We start from the raw sequence: 17,542 nt of genomic DNA on the forward strand, positions 1-17,542 counted from the left end.
CATGGCCAATGCCATGAAGATCGCCATCGTTGATGATGAGAAAGACATGCGTCAGTCGATCAGCCAATGGCTGGCGCTGTCGGGCTATGACACTGAGACATTCTCATCCGCAGAGGATGCGCTGAAAAAGCTGGGGCCGGATTATCCCGGCATTGTGGTCAGCGATATCAAGATGCCGGGAATGGACGGCATGCAATTCCTGAAAAAGCTGATGGGGGCCGACAGTTCGCTGCCGGTCATCATGATCACCGGGCATGGCGATGTGCCGATGGCGGTCGAGGCAATGCGCGTCGGGGCCTATGATTTTCTGGAGAAGCCGTTTAACCCGGACCGCATGACCGAGCTGGCCAAGAAGGCCACCAATGCACGGCGTCTGACGTTGGACAACCGGGCGTTGCGACGCGAGTTGAGCGATGGCACGCAGCTGATGAAAAAGTTGATCGGCTCCAGCCCGGTGATGGAACGTCTGAAAGAGGACATTCTCGATCTGGGGCAGGCGGACGGCCATGTTTTGATCGACGGGGAAACCGGCACGGGCAAGACGTTGGTGGCACATGCGCTGCATGCGGTCGGCGCGCGTGCGGGCAAAAAGTTCGTTCTGGTATCTTGTGCCGCCCACGAGGAAGAGGCGCTGCTCAAACGGCTCTTTGGTCCGATGAACCCCGAGGATACCCGGCTACCTGCTGTAGAGGAGGCGCGCGGCGGGACATTGGTGGTCGAGGATATTGAGGCACTCAGCGACAGCGCGCAAGCACGGTTATTGACCTACCTCAATGACGAAGGCACGCCGCCCGAAACGCGGATCGTGGCGATCTCGAACCTTCAGGACGAGGGTAAGACATCCGAGGACGCGCTGCGGTCGGACCTGTTTTATCGTCTGGCCAGCCTGCGTATCACCGTGCCGCCACTGCGCCAGCGTGGCGAGGACATTCTGACGCTGTTTACCCGGTTTGCCGACCAGTTCGCGGATGATTACGGCTGTGAGCCGCCGCAGGTCAGCGCGCAAGAGGCCGCACAGCTGTTGCAAGCACCGTGGCCCGGCAATGTTCGCCAGCTCTTTAACGTGGCAGAACGCGCGGTGCTGCAATCGCGTCGCGGGTCGGGCACCATCGTATCGCTGCTAATGAGCGATCATCAGGATATGCAGCCGGTGATGACCACCGAAGGCAAGCCATTGAAGGAATATGTTGAGGCGTTCGAGCGGATGCTGATCGACAACACCATGCGCCGCCACAAGGGTAGCATCGCCGCCGTGATGGAGGAGCTGTGCCTGCCGCGTCGGACCCTGAACGAGAAAATGGCCAAGTACGGATTGCAGCGATCAGATTATCTGTAAGGGTTTAAAATCGCTTGGATCTGGCGTGATCAGGATGCCTGCGTCAGTGTCAGCCGACGGGTGTCAGGGGTATGCGTTCGCGGTGCAAGTCACTGATCCAAGCATTTTGCCCATTGTCATTCACTCGCCGCAACCATTAGGGTAGATACAGGATATTGCGCCCATTGGTGCAGTCCCTTGAGTTTCGCTGCTTCAGACATTTCCAGGATACGCTTCCGGTGGATCTGAGCAGACCGATTGGATCCCGTTATGCGGGATCACATACACGCCAGGCACCCGAAACGCGGGACTGCCCGGTCCTGAATGGGCATCTCAGTCGAGGTGCCGGAGAAGAACCGCGATGACGCGCGCGACAGAGGTACACAGATTGAGCGGGGCCGATACCGGCGCCCGCCTGTCGTCTTGCCTGCAGCGGATCGCCCTTATCAGACACCCCTTGCGATCCGATGCCCCACCGGGGCAATCCGGCCCGCCCGGGTGCACACGGAAAACATGGCTAAGAAAATGCTTATTGACGCCACCCACGCGGAAGAGACCCGCGTTGTGGTGGTTGACGGAAACAAGGTCGAGGAATTCGATTTCGAATCCGAGAATAAACGCCAGCTTGCTGGCAATATCTACCTCGCCAAGGTAACGCGGGTCGAACCGTCGCTTCAGGCGGCGTTTGTCGACTATGGCGGAAATCGTCACGGGTTCCTCGCGTTCTCGGAAATTCACCCCGATTATTACCAAATCCCCGTCGCCGACCGCGAGGCGCTGATGGAGGAAGAACGCGCCTATGCCGAGGCGATGAAGTCTGACGACGAAGACAACAAACCCAAGCGCCGGTCGCGCGGTGGGCGAGGGCGTTCCAAAACTGACTCCAAAGCGGAGAAAACCCAGAGCGACGACGCGGTGCAGACTGCCGAAGTGGCCGAGGACGCGATTTCTGGGATGGAGACGATTGACCTTGGCGATAGCGAAGAGGGCAGCTCGCCCATGGAGCGGGTTGCCGAGACGCCGGTCGAAGAGCCTGAAGCAGACGCGGCAACTGCCGAAACGCCTGATGCGACCGGTGGCGATGATCATGCCGACGCAAACCAAGACGGCGTCGAGGATGACGCCGAAGGTGATGCTGACGGTGACAGTGACGGTGACAAAGACAGCAAAACCCGCGCGTCGCGCAAGGATTCCAGCATCGAGGTTGTCGCCGACGAAGACGATCAAGACGACATCCGCCCGCCGCGCAAGCCGCGTCCCAAACGCTATAAGATTCAAGAAGTCATCAAGGTGCGCCAGATCCTGCTGGTGCAGGTCGTCAAGGAAGAGCGCGGAAACAAAGGCGCTGCCCTGACCACGTATCTGTCGCTGGCCGGTCGTTACTGTGTGTTGATGCCGAACACGGCGCGCGGGGGTGGTATCAGCCGCAAAATTACGAACGCGCCGGACCGCAAGAAGCTGAAAGAGATCGCCAACGAGATCGACGTGCCACAGGGCGCGGGTCTGATCGTGCGCACGGCGGGTGCCAAGCGGACCAAATCCGAAATCAAACGCGACTATGAGTATCTGCAACGTCTGTGGGAGCAAATTCGCGAACTGACGCTGAAATCCATCGCGCCGGCCAAGATCTATGAAGAGGGCGACCTGATCAAACGCTCGATTCGCGATCTCTATAATCGCGAGATCGACGAGGTTCTGGTCGAAGGCGAACGCGGCTACCGCATCGCCAAAGACTTTATGAAGATGATCATGCCGTCCCACGCCAAGAACGTGCGCCATTACGCGGATACGATGCCGCTCTTTGCGCGCTTTCAGGTGGAATCCTATCTGAATTCGATGTTCAACCCGACGGTTCAGCTGAAATCGGGTGGTTATATCGTGATCGGCGTGACCGAGGCGCTGGTCGCCATCGACGTCAACTCTGGTCGGGCCACCAAGGAAGGCTCGATCGAGGATACCGCGACCAAGACCAACCTTGAGGCCGCCGAAGAGGTGGCGCGTCAGTTGCGTCTGCGCGATCTGGCGGGTCTGATTGTCATCGACTTTATCGACATGGACGAGCGCAAGAACAACGCCGCCGTCGAAAAGCGGATGAAAGACAAGCTGAAGACCGACCGGGCGCGTATTCAGGTCAGCCGCATCTCGGGCTTTGGCTTGATGGAGATGAGCCGCCAGCGTCTGCGCCCCGGCATGATCGAGGCGACGACGCAGCCGTGCCCATCGTGCCACGGCACCGGATTGATCCGGTCAGACGACAATCTGGCGCTGAGTATTTTGCGTCAGATCGAGGAAGAAGGCGTACGTCGCCGCTCGCGCGAAGTGCTGGTGCGTGCACCGGTGGGGATCGCAAACTTCCTGATGAACCAAAAGCGCGAACATGTCGCGCAAATTGAGGCGCGCTATGGTCTGTCGGTGCGGATCGAGGGCGATCCGAGCCTGATCAGCCCTGATTTCACGTTGGAGAAGTTCAAGACCGCCACCCGCGCCGTGCCCGAAGTCACTGCACCGGTGGTATCGGTGGACAGTTCTTTGATGGCCGATATTGATGAGAGCGGAACGCAGGACGCCGATCCGGACGAGGCGCCAAGGGCCGACACCGATACGGAGGGCGGTGACGACAAGCCGAAAAAGCGCCGTCGTCGGCGTCGCAGCCGTAGCCGCGGTGGCAAGAATCGCAACGATGACGAGAATGGTGGCGATAACGAGAATGGCAACGACGGCAATGATGACGCAATCAACGCCGATGCCGCGCCAGACACCAAGCCGGATTCTGATGAGAAGAAGACTGCGCAATCCGACGCCAAAGAATCGGCGGACCCTGCTGGTGAAGAGGCCGAGAAGCCCAAACCGAAGCGCACGCGTAAACCGCGCGTCAAGAAGGCTGATGTAGAGGCAGAAGCGACGGCTGACGCGGCTGCAACGGGTGACAATGCTGCTGCCGATACGCCGGAAGAAGCGCCCAAACCAAAGCGCACCCGCAAACCGCGAGCCAAGAAGTCAGACATCGCCGCCGATGCTGCGGCTACTGACGAAGCTACGCCTGAACCTGCGCCGGTGGCAGAGCCCACACCGGCAGCGGAACCTGCGGCGCAGCAGGCTATTGAGCCGGTTGTTGAACAAGAGGCCGAAACCGCCGTGATGAAAGAGCCTGTGGCACCTCCTGCACCAGAGCCTGAACCGCAGGAAGACAAACCCAAGCGCAAGGGATGGTGGTCACTGGGCCGCTGACTGCGGGGTGGTTAGGCCAGTCTCTTAACGAGATGACTGTCTGAGGCGTTGTGCGGTGTAAAAGCCGCGCAGCGCCTCAGTCGCTTTTGCGCACCCGGTAGATGGTATGACCGTCGGCTTCGGTCACAGAGAGCAGCGTATGACCCGCCTCGGTGCAAAAATGCGGTACGTCGATCACGGCCGCCGGATCATCCGCACACAGGACGATTTCGCTACCGGCGGGCAGTGGTTTAAGCCGCTTGCGCAGTTTCAGGACGGGCAGGGGGCAAAGCAGCCCGATGGCATCGATTTTTTCCATAGTGGCGCAGATAATCATGCCGGGTGCCGCTGTCCACAAAGTTGTGACATTGCGCGCGGTGACGCCGTCCATGAATTGCGCTAAGGCGGGGGCATGTTCGGAATCGAAATCATAGATGCGGGCCTGATTCCCGCGATGGTCGTGGCACTTCTTGCCGGTGTCCTGTCATTTCTCAGCCCGTGTGTGCTGCCGATTGTGCCACCCTATCTGGCATATATGAGCGGCGTGACAGTGGGCGATCTCAGCGAGGATCGCGGCGCGCGGGGGCGGGCCATTGTCCCGGCGTTGTTCTTTGTGATGGGTCTGTCGACGATCTTTCTCCTGTTGGGATTTACGGCGTCGGTCATCGGCACGGTGTTTTTGCAATATCAGAGCGTTTTCAATACTGTAGCTGGTATTGTTGTCATGGTTTTCGGGGCGCATTTTATCGGCATTTACCGCATCGGGTTCCTTGACCGCGAGGCCCGTATGGATGCAGGCGACCGGGGTGGCAGCGCCTTTGGGGCCTATGTGCTGGGGCTGGCCTTTGCCTTTGGCTGGACGCCCTGCATCGGTCCGCAGTTGGGCGCGATCCTGTCGCTTGCGGCGTCTGAGGCATCGGTGACGCGGGGCACGCTGCTGCTGGCAGTCTATGCTATCGGTCTGGGCGTGCCCTTTTTGCTGGTCGCGGCGTTCCTACCGCGTCTCACCGGCACGATGGGCTGGATGAAGCGGCATATGGAGCAGATTGAACGGGTGATGGGGTTGCTGTTGTGGACCATCGGCCTGCTGATGTTGACGGGCGGGTTCTCGGCCTTTGCCTTCTGGTTGTTGGAGACGTTCCCGGCGTTGGCCGTGTTGGGGTAACTGTCGGCACGCGCGAAGCCTTACTCTTGCCAAACTCATGTTGTAGCATTGCCAAAAGGCAACGCCCAAAGGGTATGGCATGAGCAGCATCGCCAGCAAGACCGTCACAACACGCCGGGTATTCTATATCCCCGGCTATGATCCCATTCATCCGCGGCGCTACCGCGAACTGTATCGCACGGAAAGTGCGGCACAGGCGGAGATTTCGGGGTATGAGGTCACGTTAAAACCCAAGACCGGCACCGCACGCTATGGCTGGCGCGTCGAGGGGGACATTGCCGGACAGACAACCCATGCAGAGTTCGATGTGCTGGTCTGGTCCGATATCGTCCGCGATCTCGATGGAGCAGGGCATTTTCGCCACCTACATGCAGTTGGGTCGCACGGCATGGACCTATATCGCGAGCGGCGCGCTGGGGCGGCTCATGCGGCTGCGCAAGGGGCCGGTGATCGCGGCGTTGTACCCGGTGGGCTTTTTGCTGGTGCAGTTGATGCTGGCGTGTTTCGCCTTTGCTGCCATGTTGTGGCTGGGGATGTTCGCCACGGATCAGTTGGAGCGCGCCATATGGTCCGATCCGTCCTATGCGCCGCTCATCACAGTGGGTACAGGCGTGTCAGCCGCGCTGGGGGCGCTGGCGTTCTGGCGACTGTTGGTGTGGTTCAAGGCCAAGGATGGCAAGTTTTTTGCCTATTATCTGATGCATGATTATGCCTATTCGGCGCGTCACCGGGGTGCCAACCCGCCCGAGTTAGAGGCGCGCATGGCGGAATTCACCGAAGAGATCGCGGCGGCGCTGACCGGGGATGTGGACGAGGTGCTGGTCGTCGGACATTCGTCTGGCGCGCATCTGGCCGTGTCCATTCTGGCGGACCTGATCCGCGAGCGCCGGGCACCCGCGAACGGCCCGACCCTGTCGTTTCTATCGCTGGGCCAAGTGGTGCCGATGGTGTCGTTCCTGCCGGATGCGCAACGGCTGCGCGCCGATCTGCAATACCTGAGCGAGCGGGACGAGCTGACATGGGTCGACGTGACTGCGCCGGGGGATGGTTGTGCCTTTGCGCTATGTGATCCGGTCAGTGTCTCTGGCGTCGCGACAGATGCAAAACGCTGGCCATTGGTGGTGTCGGCGGCGTTTACCCAGACGCTGAGCCCCGAGCGGTGGAAAGAGTTGCGGTGGAAGTTCTTTCGTCTGCATTTCCAGTATCTCTGTGCCTTTGACCGGCCCGGCGATTATGACTATTTCCAGATCACCGCAGGGCCACAAACGCTGGCGGCGCGCTATGACGGACGCCCCCCGTCGAAAAGCCGGATCGAGAAGCCGGTGAATAAATTTCGGGATATTGCCGCGTGACCCTGCCACCCAAGCCACCGGCGCGCGCGGGGCGCGTATCGCTTTGGCGGTATTTGCGGCTCTTTCGGCAGGACATACTGTCGGCGCAGCCTGCGCGGCTCTATCGGGCGTGGATGGCCGAATTCCGCACGCCGTTCTTCCGCTCCTACATGTGTAACCAGCCGGAGCTTGTCGATCTGGTGCTGAAACAGCGCCCCGATGATTTTCCGAAATCGAACCGCGTGCGCGAAGGGCTGACACCGCTATTGGGCAACTCGGTCTTTGTCACCAATGGTGATGTGTGGAAACGGCAGCGCCGGATCATTGATCCGGCGTTCGAGGGTGGGCGGTTAAAGGGCACCTTTCCGGCGATGTGCGCCGCAGGACAGAGTGCCGTGGCCCGGCTGGCTGCAATGGCTGATGGCGCTCCGCGCGAGATCGAGGCAGAGACCAGCCATGTGGCGGCGGATGTGATTTTTCGCACACTCTTTTCCATCCCGATTGAAAACGAGATCGCGGGCCGCGTTTTTGCCGAATTTCGCGAACATCAGCGCGCGCAACCGGTAGTGAACCTCGGGGCGCTGTTGCCGTTGCCGTCTTGGGTGCCGCGATTTCATGCGCGTAGGACCAAGGCGACCGCTGCGATCATTCGCGGGCTGATCACACAACTGACCGCTGCGCGCATGGCCGAGATTGAGGCAGGCGCGGCGCCGGATGATCTGGCAACCAAGATTATGACCACGCCGGACCCGCTGGACGGCAAGACATTCGAGACCGAAGAGATGGTCGATCAAGTGGCGATATTCTTTCTCGCCGGGCACGAAACCAGCGCGTCGGCACTGGCGTGGGCGCTATATTTGCTGGCGATGTTTCCAGACTGGCAAGAGCAGGTGGCGGCAGAGGCAAGTACCGCGTTCGGCGATGGCACACCGGAATTTGCGCATATGTCCAAGCTGCGGATCACGCGCGATGTGTTCCGCGAGACGCTGCGCCTCTATCCGCCGGTGCCGATGATGGTGCGCGAGGCGTCGCAGGATGAGACGTTCCGCGGGCGTGCGGTGCGGCGTGGATCGCAGATCGTCCTCAGCCCGTGGCACCTGCACCGGCACGAGCGCCTGTGGGACGAACCTGATGTGTTCGATCCCGGACGCTATGGCACCGAGAATGGCAAGGCCTGCATGCGCAACGCCTACATGCCGTTTTCTGCCGGGCAAAGGGTCTGTACCGGGGCGGGATTCGCGATGATCGAGGGCGTGCTGCTGCTGGCGATGCTGGTGCGGGCCTATCGGTTCGATGTGGTGGCAGAACGGCCCGCGATGCCGGTGGCGCATCTGACCGTGCGGGGCAAGGACGGGATCTGGCTAAGAATTTCCAAGCGGTAGGACGTGGATCGCGCGGGGGCTGGCGGCCTTGATACCATGCGATCAGGTCATCAGCCGCGCATTCGCGCGCCATCAGCGTCGAACAGCGGCGTGGTGATCAGCGTTGCATCGCACATCTGCCCCAGGATTTCGATCTGCACTGCCAGACCGTTTTCTGCCTTGTCTCTGGGGATCAGCGCCAGTGCGATGGATTTGCCCGCATGGTGCGAATAACCGCCCGAGGTGCAGAAGCCGATCACATCCCCACCCAGCCAGACGGGTTCGTAGCCCGCTGCGTCCGCATCTGATGCGTCCACCTCAAAGGCGCAGAGCTGCCGCGCCGCGCCTGTGCTGCGCTCGGCCTCGGCGGCGGCACGGCCGATGAAGTCGGTGTTCTTGGACCATTGGATGAACCGATCCATGCCCGTTTCTGCCGGAGTGTAGTCGGGTGAAAACTCGTTGAGCCATGAGCCGAAGAATTTATCGAGACGCAGGGACATCATCGCACGCATGCCGAACGGACGCATGCCGTGCTCCTGACCCGCTTCCCAAAGAGTTTTCCATAGGGTGCGTTGTGCCATCGGATCGCAGTAAATCTCGTATCCCAGATCGCCGGTGTAGCTGACCCGTTGCACCAGACATTCGGCCATGCCGATATTGGCATGACGCAGATCCATAAAACGCATATCGCCGATCGGATCGCGGGTGCAGGCCAGCAGGACGTCGCGTGCCTTTGGTCCTGCGATCTGGAACCCGTTCAGGCGGTCACTGACATTTTCGACCGTCACATCGTCGGCCTCGTTGCGCTGGAACCAGCGCATGTGGACTGCCTGCGCGCCATAGGACGCCGTGAGTTGGAACGCCTGATCGCTGAGGCAGGACACAGTGAAATCGCCTATCAGCCGACCCTTGGCCGACAGCATTGGCGTCAGCGATAACCGACCGGGTTTGGGGATACGTCCGGCCATGATCCGGTCGAGCCACGCGCGCGCACCGGTGCCGGTAACAAGGTACTTGCCGAAATTGTGCACTTCGTTGATGCCCACGGCTTCGCGGACGGCGCGGACCTCGCGCGCGGTGGCGTCAAAAGCATTGGAACGTCGGAATGACGGGGTCTCGTAACGCGGCTCTTTTTCCTGTCCTGCCGGATCATGGTTTGAGGGCGAATACCCTGCGGCAAAGTAGTTGACCACTTCCAGTCCGTATTGCTGGCCCCAGACCGCGCCCATGTTGTCAAAGATGTCGTACATTGGTGTCGTACGAAACGGACGGGCTGCAGGCAGTTCCTCGTTCGGGTAGGCGACGGAAAACCGCTTTTGATAGTTCTCGATCACCTTGGGCAGGGTGTAGCCGGGGGTGATGATATCACCAAAGCGCGCCACATCCATCGCCGTCACGTCGCGTTCGCATTCGCCATCGATCATCCATTGCGCCAGCATCAGCCCGACGCCGCCCCCCTGACTGAACCCGGCCATGACGCCGCATGCGGACCAGTAATTGCGCATGCCCGGCACTGGTCCGACCAACGGGTTGCCATCGGGGGCAAAGGTGAAGGGGCCATGAATGACCGATTTGACGCCCGCGCGCTCTAGTGCCGGGAAGCGGCGATAGGCAAATTCGATGCTGGCCTCGATCTTGTCCAGATCATCGGGCAAGAGTTCATGCCCAAAGTCCCATGGTGTTCCATCCACAGCCCACGCTTTGCAAGGTTGCTCGTAAAACCCGATGCACAGGCCGCGCCCTTCCTGACGCAGATAGGATTCTCCGGCGGGATCCATGACATGCGGGTGTTCGCCGCCGCCATTGATGATCTCGACGATTTCGGGCACTTCGTCGGTGACGATATACTGGTGCTCCATCGGGTGCAGCGGCAGATAGACACCGGCCATCGCAGCGACCTCTCGCGCCCACAGGCCGCCCGCGTTGACGATGTGTTCGGCATGTATCGTGCCCTTGTCGGTGACCACATCCCATGTGCCATCAGGACGCTGGTTGGTCTCTGTCACCTTGCAATGCGTCTCAATCTCCGCACCGCCCATACGTGCGGCACGGGCGTAGGCGTGTGTGGTGCCCGACGGGTCGAGATGACCGTCAAGCGGATCGTAGAGCGCGCCGATGATGCCGTCGGTATTGGTGACGGGGGCGATTTTCGCGATGTCCTCGGGCCCGACGATTTCGGTCTCCAGCCCCATGTAGCGGTGCTTGGCCCGCTCCGCGAGGAGCATATCGAACCTGTCACGGTTGTCCGCGAGCGTGATGCCACCGACATGGTGCAGTCCGCAGGACATGCCGGTGATCTCCTCCAGTTCCTTGTACAGTTTGATGGTGTAGCCCTGCAATGCGGCCATGTTGGTGTCGCCATTGAGGGTGTGGAACCCGCCCGCCGCATGCCATGTGCTGCCGCTGGTCAGTTCGGACCGCTCGATCAGCATCACATCGGACCAGCCAAGCTTGGTCAGGTGGTAAAGTACGCTGCATCCGACGACACCGCCGCCGATCACGGCAACTCTGGTGGTGGTTCTCATGGCGGATCTCCTCTTGGTTGGGGGCAGCGTGGGGGTATGTTCGACCCCGTGCAAGTAGCATTGCGACATGACTTGTCGTGAATGGGCTCTGCGGTGTGGCCGGTTCTCGACTTTCTTGATCGATTGCAAAGACGGGCGTTAGCCTCGAGACGGGAGGGTATTTCGAGCTTTACCTAGGTTTCTGATAGCAAGTGTGTTGGCTGTCGGGTCGCCCGCAACCTGCGGGTACCAATCGCCGCTGCGCGAGAGTTGGAGCGGCTCAAAACGATCCGGCGCCAGTACAACAAGGAGGCCGAGAAGGGCGCAGATCTGAAGACGGCAATTTACAGGATGATTATCTGGTAGCGCGCGCAGATAACGAGGATAAGGTTCGGGGTGCCGCGAGGCCATGCGTAGGATCTTTGCCCGGCCACCAATATGCCTGACGCGTTAAGAACTGGGGGAGAAGTACCGACCGAATGGAAATATATTCTGCCGGGGGAAACCTTTGCCGTAGCACGGGGTTAACACGTCATGGATGACATCCGTCTATTGCCCGCAACACTGCTGCGCATGGCACGCCAGTACGCACGCAAGCTGTGGGTGCGGGTGGTGGCGATGGGCCTTCTGGCCGTTGTATCGCTGGGGCTTGCGCAGTTGGCAGGCATCTGGTTGCCAGAAGAGATCCGAGGACGGGTCAACGGCGCGTCGGTCGACCGGCTGTTGGATATTATCGCCAATGCGATGCTGGCGGTCACTATTTTCAGCATGACAGTTATGGTCACGGTCTACCGCAGTTCCTCCACGCAATGGACCCCACGGGTGCATCAGTTGATCATGCAGGACAAGACCACGCAGAAAACGCTGGCCGCGTTTATCGGGGCCTATGTCTATGCGCTGGTGGCAATCGTGATGCGCGAGGTGGCGGTGTTCGGGGATGATCACGCCTTTGTCGTGTTCTGGGTGACGGTGTTGGTGCTGGTTTTTGTCGTGGTCAATCTGGTGCGTTGGGTTCTGCACCTGCAAACGTTCGGCAGCCTGCTGGATACGACACGGCAAGTCGAGGACATCACCACTCGCCAGTTCAAGGAACGGCTGAAAACGCCCTGTCTGGGGGCCAATCCGTTGCCGGATGATCTGCCCGAGGAACTGCAACCGATCTGTGCCAAGCAGAGTGGCTATGTGCAGCATATCTATCCCGAGGGGCTGAATGCGGCGGCCAAACGCTTTGATGTGGATCTGTATCTGACGCAGGCAGTGGGTAGTTTCGTGTTCCTTAACCAACCGTTGGTTTGGGTCGGCGGCGTATGGGATGCTAAGGCGGAAGACGATGACAGCAGCGAAGGGCTGTCGTCGCTCATTCGCGATCATGTCATCATCGGCGATCTGCGTACCTATGATCAGGATCCACGCTTTGGTCTGATCGTCATGGGTGAGATGGCATCAAAGGCGCTGTCGCCGGGGATCAATGATCCGGGCACTGCGATCGATGTGATTACGCGGATCGGGCGCATCCTGTCGAGCTACTGGACCGAAGAGGACAACGAGGAGTCCCCTGAACTGAGCCGCCTCTATGTGCCGCCTTTGTCACCCGCGGACCTGATCGAGGACGGGTACAGCGCGCTGGCGCGTGACGGGGCGGCACTGGTCGAAGTGCAACAGCATCTGCAGGCGACGCTGGGCGGGTTGATGCGGCATCCCGATGTCGGACTGGCCAAGGCTGCGGAACACGCCGCGCGACGCTATCTGGTGCGGGCGATGCGGTCGCTACCGTTCGAGGATGATCGGGCAGAATTGCGGAGCAGCGCGCATGCGGATGTGCGCCGCAACGTTCCCAAATCGACAGCGCCGGGGGATCACGACTGAGGTGTATGGCTGATAAGTTTGTTTCGCGGCACCATTGGCTTACGTAACGTTAATCGAAATGGGAGTGATGCCATGCTGCGGGTTCTGATTTCAACCATTACCGTGATCGCGCTATTTTCGTTCTTGCCCAGCGGCCCGGGCGGGCTGGGTGGTTCGGCGGTCTACGCTAGCGGCGGAGGTGACGGGCCAAATTTGTTTAACAAGAAGCCCAAGAAGAAGGCGTTCAAAAAGCAACCCCAAAAGCCAGCGAACAAGAAAAAGCCGAAGAAAGCCGCAAAGAAGGAACCGCAGGGTCCGTTCATTCCCAATACAGACAGTCTGCGCGCCTCTCGCAACGGTCCTGCGCAACAGGCGCATGACAAGCTGCACAAATATGCGAAAGAGGACAATCTGAAAGGGTTGGCCACCTCGGCGAAGCGCATGAAGGCGTTCAAATCGATGGTTGACGGGCTGGTGGATCGAGCCAAGACCGCCGAGCAAAAGATTGACGCGAACAACGTCTACACGCAGCTCCAACGCTATCGCGGCGCGCACAAGAAAAACGCGGCATTGGGGTACTATGCTAACGGGATCTTGCGCGGGTTGGCCGCCATGTCAGCATATGAACGCTACATGGATGCGGACGGCAAGGCGGCGGTCGCCGAACGTTTCGGGGATGTGGGTAAGAAGGTCGATGCGCGGATCGCACTGGAGGACGCGCGAAAAGACTATAGTGACGCGCGCAACCGCGTACCGAAAGGGTTGCGCCCGCTGCACCCCGAACCCTAGGTGCGGCGTATTCTGGCCTTCTGGCCGTCCTTGCAGATTTTCAGGCACTTGTATTCCCGCGACGTGATCTGTCGCCATCTGGCAATTTGCGAGATGCGGGTGAAGTAAGTCTGGAGCAGACACAGCCAGGGACAAACCCATGAAAACCCATGCACAGGCCGTCGTGATCGGCGGCGGCGTCATCGGATGCTCGATCCTTTACCATTTGACTAAACAGGGCTGGGCCGACGTTGTCCTGCTGGAACGCAATGAGCTGACCAGTGGCAGTACATGGCATGCGGCGGCCAATATCCACGGGTTGCACGACAGCGCCAACATCAGTCGCCTGCAACACTACACGATGAACCTGTATAATTCGCTAGAGCAGGAAACTGGCCAAAGCTGTGGCGTGTTTCAGCCCGGCAGCCTCTATCTGGCGCAGACCGAAGCGCGCGAACACCAGCTGCGGCTGCAAGCGGCCAAGGCCAAGCTATACGGGATGAATTTTCACGAGATTGACCGTGCGAAAGCAGAGGAACTGCACCCGCTGGTCAATTTCGACGGCATTCGCTGCATCATGTGGGAGCCGGATGGCGGCAACGTGGACCCGTCTGGCGTGACCAATGCCTATGCGGCCGGCGCACGGCAGAACGGCGCCGAAATCCATCGCTTTACGCCCGTGACGGGCACTGTGGCGCAACCGGATGGCAGCTGGATCGTCGAGACGCCCAAGGGCAATATCCAGACCGAATGGGTGATCAATGCTGCGGGGCTGTGGGGGCGTGAAGTGGCGGCATTGGCCGGGATCGAACTGCCATTGCAGCCGACCGAACACCAATACTTCGTGACCGAAACCATCGCCGAGATTGCCGGTATGGATCGTCGCCTGCCATCCGTCGCGGACCGCGACGGGGAATATTACCTGCGCCAAGAGGGTAAGGGTCTGCTGATCGGGGCCTATGAACGGGACATGAAGTTCTGGGCAGAAGATGGCACGCCGCTGGATTTTGCGCATGACCTCTTTGCCGATGATCTGGACCGGATCGAGCCGAACATGATGCGCGCCATCGACCGCGTTCCGGCCGTGGGTGAGGCGGGGATCAAACGGGTCATCAATGGCCCGATGATCTGGTCCCCGGACAGCAACGTGATCCTTGGGCCGGTGCCCGAACTCAAAGGGTATTTCTGCTGTAACGGGATCATACCGGGGTTCAGTCAGTCAGCGGGCATGGGGCTGATGGTCGCCCAGTGGGTGACAGAGGGCGAGATGAAGTACGACATGTTCGCATGGGACATGGCACGGTTCGGGCATTGGGCGGACAAGGCGTTTACCAAGGCCAAGGTGCGTGACCAGTATGCGCATCGCTTTGCTATCCACTTTCCCAACGAGGAACGCAGCGCAGGGCGTCCGTGCCGGGTGCGGCCGATTTACGAGATGCAAAAGGACATGGGCGCGGTGTTCGGTCTCAACTATGGGTGGGAGCATCCCTTGTGGTTCGCCGATGCGCCGGGTGCAACGGACACCAACGGGTTTACCCGGCAGAACTGGTGGGGGCCGGTGGGTGATGAATGCAGGATGCTGCGCGAACGGGCCGGAATAATCGACATCTCGAACTTTGCCAAATACCGCTGTGCGGGGCCGGGGGCCGAGGATTGGTTGAACGCCGTTTTCGCCAACCGGATGCCCAAATCTGTCGGCCGGTCCTGCCTGACGCCGCTGATTTCGGTACGCGGCGGGATTGCAGGAGATTTTACCGTGACGCGCACAGGCGACGCGGAGTTCTGGATCATCGGATCAGGCATGGCAGAGCGGTATCACAAACGGTTCCTCCACATGGTGCCGCTGCCCGATGGCACAGTGTTCGAGAGCCATACCGAGGCAATGTGCGGTTTCAACGTGGCCGGTCCACAGGCGCGTAACATGCTGCAACACATGACGAATACATCACTGTCGACGCAGGATTTCCCGTTCATGCGGTCGAAGATGATCGAACTGGCGGGCGTGGAGTGCCTTGCGCTGCGGGTCAGCTTTACCGGTGATCTGGGATGGGAACTGCATTGCAAAACCCAAGATCAGGCGCAGCTATACGCGGCGCTGATTGCCGCCGGAAAGGAGATCGGTGCAGGGCCTGTCGGCGGGCGCGCATTGATGAGCTTGCGGGTCGAAAAAGGGTACGGGTCGTGGAGCCGGGAATACAGCCCCGAATACTGGCCCCAAGAGGTCGGGCTGGCGGGGTTGTGCAAGATGGACAAGGAGTTTTTGCACAAGCCCGCGCTGGCCAAGGTCATGGACAATGCCCCGCGCGAAACGCTGGTGTTGTTGCATGTGAACGAGGATGACACCGCAGCATCGAACGCCGATGCGACGGGCGGCGAGCCGATTTTCAAGGATGGCAAGGGGATCGGGCGGGTCACGTCGGGGACCTACGGCTATACCGTGGGGATGAGTCTGGCGCTGGGATATGTGAAGGGTGCGGTGCCGGGCGATACCGTCGAGGTGATGATCCTCGGGCGACCACACCGGGCGGTGATCCTTGCAGAACCGCCGTTCGACCCAAAAGGCGAGAAGTTGCGGGCGTGATAGCGGGCGGTGCCGTGATCATGTAAAACGCGGCAATGGTTCAAGGCATGACCCGTAAGCTGCTGAATTCTCGCATCGCAGCAGTGTGAGGTCGAGGCCGTTTCGGTATGGTTTTGCACCATACCGGACGCCATTGTTATCCGATAACATCCGGGGGACATTGTCTGTCCGATCCTGCAGCACGTAGAATTGCAGGTATCTCATCGGAACAACCGGAGGACTGCTTACCATGAGGCTGACATCTGTAGGGCGTGTGCGAAAAAGCGCAGGAAATATGATTGGCGGGGTGGGCATCCTACTGGCGGCAGTGCTGGGCGCACCACAGGCCGAGGCGCGCGAAATCTACTTTAAATGCGCACCGGGTGACACCAGCCCCGAGATCGGGCGACTGGTGGTCGAGATCCCCGAGGTCGGGCTTGACGCAAGATTTGCAGAACCGCGCGAAGGCGCCTACGAGATGGCATTTTTCGGTGATCTGCATCTGCGCGATCAGGACCCGAACCGGCCGCGCTGGCTCGGACGTCCGCGCTGTCGTCAGAGCTTTGACTGGCAAGAGACCTGGGCAGAGCCACGCCGCTTCTATCGCACGCCCGTCGGGGCGATGTCACAACACCGGGCGGGCATTCGTATCGTGATCGATAACGTCCCCCGCGATGTGTTGGTACAGTTTCGGCTGGGTGGTTCTGAACAGGACCGCTCGGGGCAGGATTTCATCGGCTTTGCGCCCGGAGAAACTGGCGGGCGGTTAGAGTTACAAGTCGCGCCGCGTGACCGACATGCACGTGTGATCGCGGGCGGGGCGGCACGACAGACGCTAAGGTTTGGGCAAAGCGGTCGCGTCTATGGCGGTCGTCGGCACGGGGCAGGCTACAACGGTGCCGCCGACGTTGTCTTGCGCTACCAGAATGTGCGCCGAAACCCGGCTTACTCGGGGTATCCGCCGGTGGTCGAACCAGAACCCGTACACAACCCCGCGCTGAAACGGGGATGCCGGAAATACGCGCGCGAGGCCGTGGGCCTGTTTGAAGAGGCGCAGGCGTTGGGCTGTGGGTTGCACGGGCGCGAATGGTCCGGTGACGCAGGCGGGCATTTTGATTGGTGCATGCAGGTCGGCAATCTCGATGCGGCGCGAACGCGTAACGCGGGACGGCGCGGCGCGATTAAGGCATGCCGCGGACAGGCGGGCGGCGGAAGCACCGGACATGCGGCAGGCTCAACCATACCGGACGAGGCCACCTGCCAAAGCTATGCCGTGACGGCGGCGGATAGTGCAAGAAAGGCGGCCAGCTTTGAGTGTGGGTTCAGCGGGGATCGCTGGGCGACGGATACACAAACGCATTATCGCTGGTGCATGGGGGCGGCGAGGCTGGACGATTTGCAGGCCGAACGTGTCGCGCGCGGTGAGAAACTGCATATCTGTATGCTGGACCAGCAGAGCGGCGGCAAATAGCGCGCCTGCGGCGCC

Annotated in this window: 11 protein-coding genes; 9 read left to right on the plus strand and 2 right to left on the minus strand. The window is 60.4% G+C overall.

The window, feature by feature from the left end; genetic code table 11:
* The first annotated feature begins 1 nt into the window (after window position 1).
* Both N7U68_RS01645 and N7U68_RS01650 read left to right on the plus strand, forming a co-directional pair.
* Complete coding sequence (locus tag N7U68_RS01645; protein ID WP_165192462.1) at window positions 2–1,336, plus strand: sigma-54-dependent transcriptional regulator; 1,335 nt, start codon at window positions 2–4, stop codon at window positions 1,334–1,336.
* 492 nt (window positions 1,337–1,828) lie between these two features.
* Window positions 1,829–4,543: a ribonuclease E/G gene (locus tag N7U68_RS01650; RefSeq protein ID WP_263048018.1), complete on the plus strand. Its 2,715-nt coding sequence runs from the start codon at window positions 1,829–1,831 to the stop codon at window positions 4,541–4,543.
* Between the two features lie 76 nt (window positions 4,544–4,619).
* Here N7U68_RS01650 and N7U68_RS01655 read toward each other — a convergent pair whose 3' ends face one another.
* Entirely contained in the window at window positions 4,620–4,913 is a 294-nt protein-coding gene (locus tag N7U68_RS01655) for a sulfurtransferase TusA family protein (RefSeq protein ID WP_373322949.1), read from the minus strand.
* Between the two features lie 21 nt (window positions 4,914–4,934).
* Here N7U68_RS01655 and N7U68_RS01660 point away from each other — a divergent pair, with 21 nt between their 5' ends.
* The 3 genes from N7U68_RS01660 (at window position 4,935) to N7U68_RS01670 (ending at window position 8,400) form a co-directional block, all read left to right on the plus strand.
* Entirely contained in the window at window positions 4,935–5,687 is a 753-nt protein-coding gene (locus N7U68_RS01660; protein ID WP_263048019.1) for a cytochrome c biogenesis CcdA family protein, read from the plus strand.
* Between the two features lie 293 nt (window positions 5,688–5,980).
* On the plus strand, window positions 5,981–7,039 hold the full coding sequence (locus N7U68_RS01665) for a hypothetical protein (protein ID WP_373322950.1): 1,059 nt from the start codon (window positions 5,981–5,983) through the stop codon (window positions 7,037–7,039).
* Window positions 7,036–8,400, plus strand: coding sequence for a cytochrome P450 (locus tag N7U68_RS01670; protein WP_263048020.1), 1,365 nt, complete (start codon window positions 7,036–7,038; stop codon window positions 8,398–8,400). Before N7U68_RS01665 ends, N7U68_RS01670 begins: the two co-directional genes overlap by 4 nt.
* 50 nt (window positions 8,401–8,450) lie before the next feature.
* Here N7U68_RS01670 and N7U68_RS01675 read toward each other — a convergent pair whose 3' ends face one another.
* Window positions 8,451–10,904: a GcvT family protein gene (locus N7U68_RS01675; RefSeq protein ID WP_263048021.1), complete on the minus strand. Its 2,454-nt coding sequence runs from the start codon at window positions 10,902–10,904 to the stop codon at window positions 8,451–8,453.
* Window positions 10,905–11,417: 513 nt separating this feature from the next.
* Here N7U68_RS01675 and N7U68_RS01680 point away from each other — a divergent pair.
* From N7U68_RS01680 to N7U68_RS01695, 4 genes are all read left to right on the plus strand, one after another.
* Window positions 11,418–12,749, plus strand: coding sequence for a DUF2254 domain-containing protein (locus N7U68_RS01680; protein ID WP_263048022.1), 1,332 nt, complete (start codon window positions 11,418–11,420; stop codon window positions 12,747–12,749).
* Window positions 12,750–12,821: 72 nt separating this feature from the next.
* A complete protein-coding gene (locus N7U68_RS01685; protein WP_263048023.1) occupies window positions 12,822–13,517 on the plus strand; it encodes a hypothetical protein in 696 nt (231 codons plus the stop codon).
* A 139-nt stretch (window positions 13,518–13,656) separates the two neighbouring features.
* A complete protein-coding gene (locus N7U68_RS01690) occupies window positions 13,657–16,077 on the plus strand; it encodes a GcvT family protein (RefSeq protein WP_263048024.1) in 2,421 nt (806 codons plus the stop codon).
* A 229-nt stretch (window positions 16,078–16,306) separates the two neighbouring features.
* Window positions 16,307–17,527, plus strand: a complete 1,221-nt coding sequence (locus N7U68_RS01695; protein WP_263048025.1) for a hypothetical protein — start codon at window positions 16,307–16,309, stop codon at window positions 17,525–17,527.
* The last annotated feature ends 15 nt before the right edge of the window (window positions 17,528–17,542 follow it).

The organism is Roseovarius pelagicus, assembly GCF_025639885.1.
In the GTDB taxonomy this organism is placed as follows: Bacteria; Pseudomonadota; Alphaproteobacteria; order Rhodobacterales; family Rhodobacteraceae; genus Roseovarius; species Roseovarius pelagicus.

Bases quoted from the DNA above. Each gene is read 5' to 3' on its own strand.
- N7U68_RS01675 (WP_263048021.1), bottom strand. From the start codon at position 10,904: ATGAGAACCACCACCAGAGTTGCCGTGATCGGCGGCGGTGTCGTCGGA.
- N7U68_RS01655 (WP_373322949.1), bottom strand. From the start codon at position 4,913: ATGGACGGCGTCACCGCGCGCAATGTCACAACTTTGTGGACAGCGGCA.
- N7U68_RS01680 (WP_263048022.1), top strand. From the start codon at position 11,418: ATGGATGACATCCGTCTATTGCCCGCAACACTGCTGCGCATGGCACGC.
- N7U68_RS01665 (WP_373322950.1), top strand. From the start codon at position 5,981: ATGCAGAGTTCGATGTGCTGGTCTGGTCCGATATCGTCCGCGATCTCG.
- N7U68_RS01685 (WP_263048023.1), top strand. From the start codon at position 12,822: ATGCTGCGGGTTCTGATTTCAACCATTACCGTGATCGCGCTATTTTCG.
- N7U68_RS01645 (WP_165192462.1), top strand. From the start codon at position 2: ATGGCCAATGCCATGAAGATCGCCATCGTTGATGATGAGAAAGACATG.
- N7U68_RS01695 (WP_263048025.1), top strand. From the start codon at position 16,307: ATGAGGCTGACATCTGTAGGGCGTGTGCGAAAAAGCGCAGGAAATATG.
- N7U68_RS01690 (WP_263048024.1), top strand. From the start codon at position 13,657: ATGAAAACCCATGCACAGGCCGTCGTGATCGGCGGCGGCGTCATCGGA.
- N7U68_RS01660 (WP_263048019.1), top strand. From the start codon at position 4,935: ATGTTCGGAATCGAAATCATAGATGCGGGCCTGATTCCCGCGATGGTC.
- N7U68_RS01650 (WP_263048018.1), top strand. From the start codon at position 1,829: ATGGCTAAGAAAATGCTTATTGACGCCACCCACGCGGAAGAGACCCGC.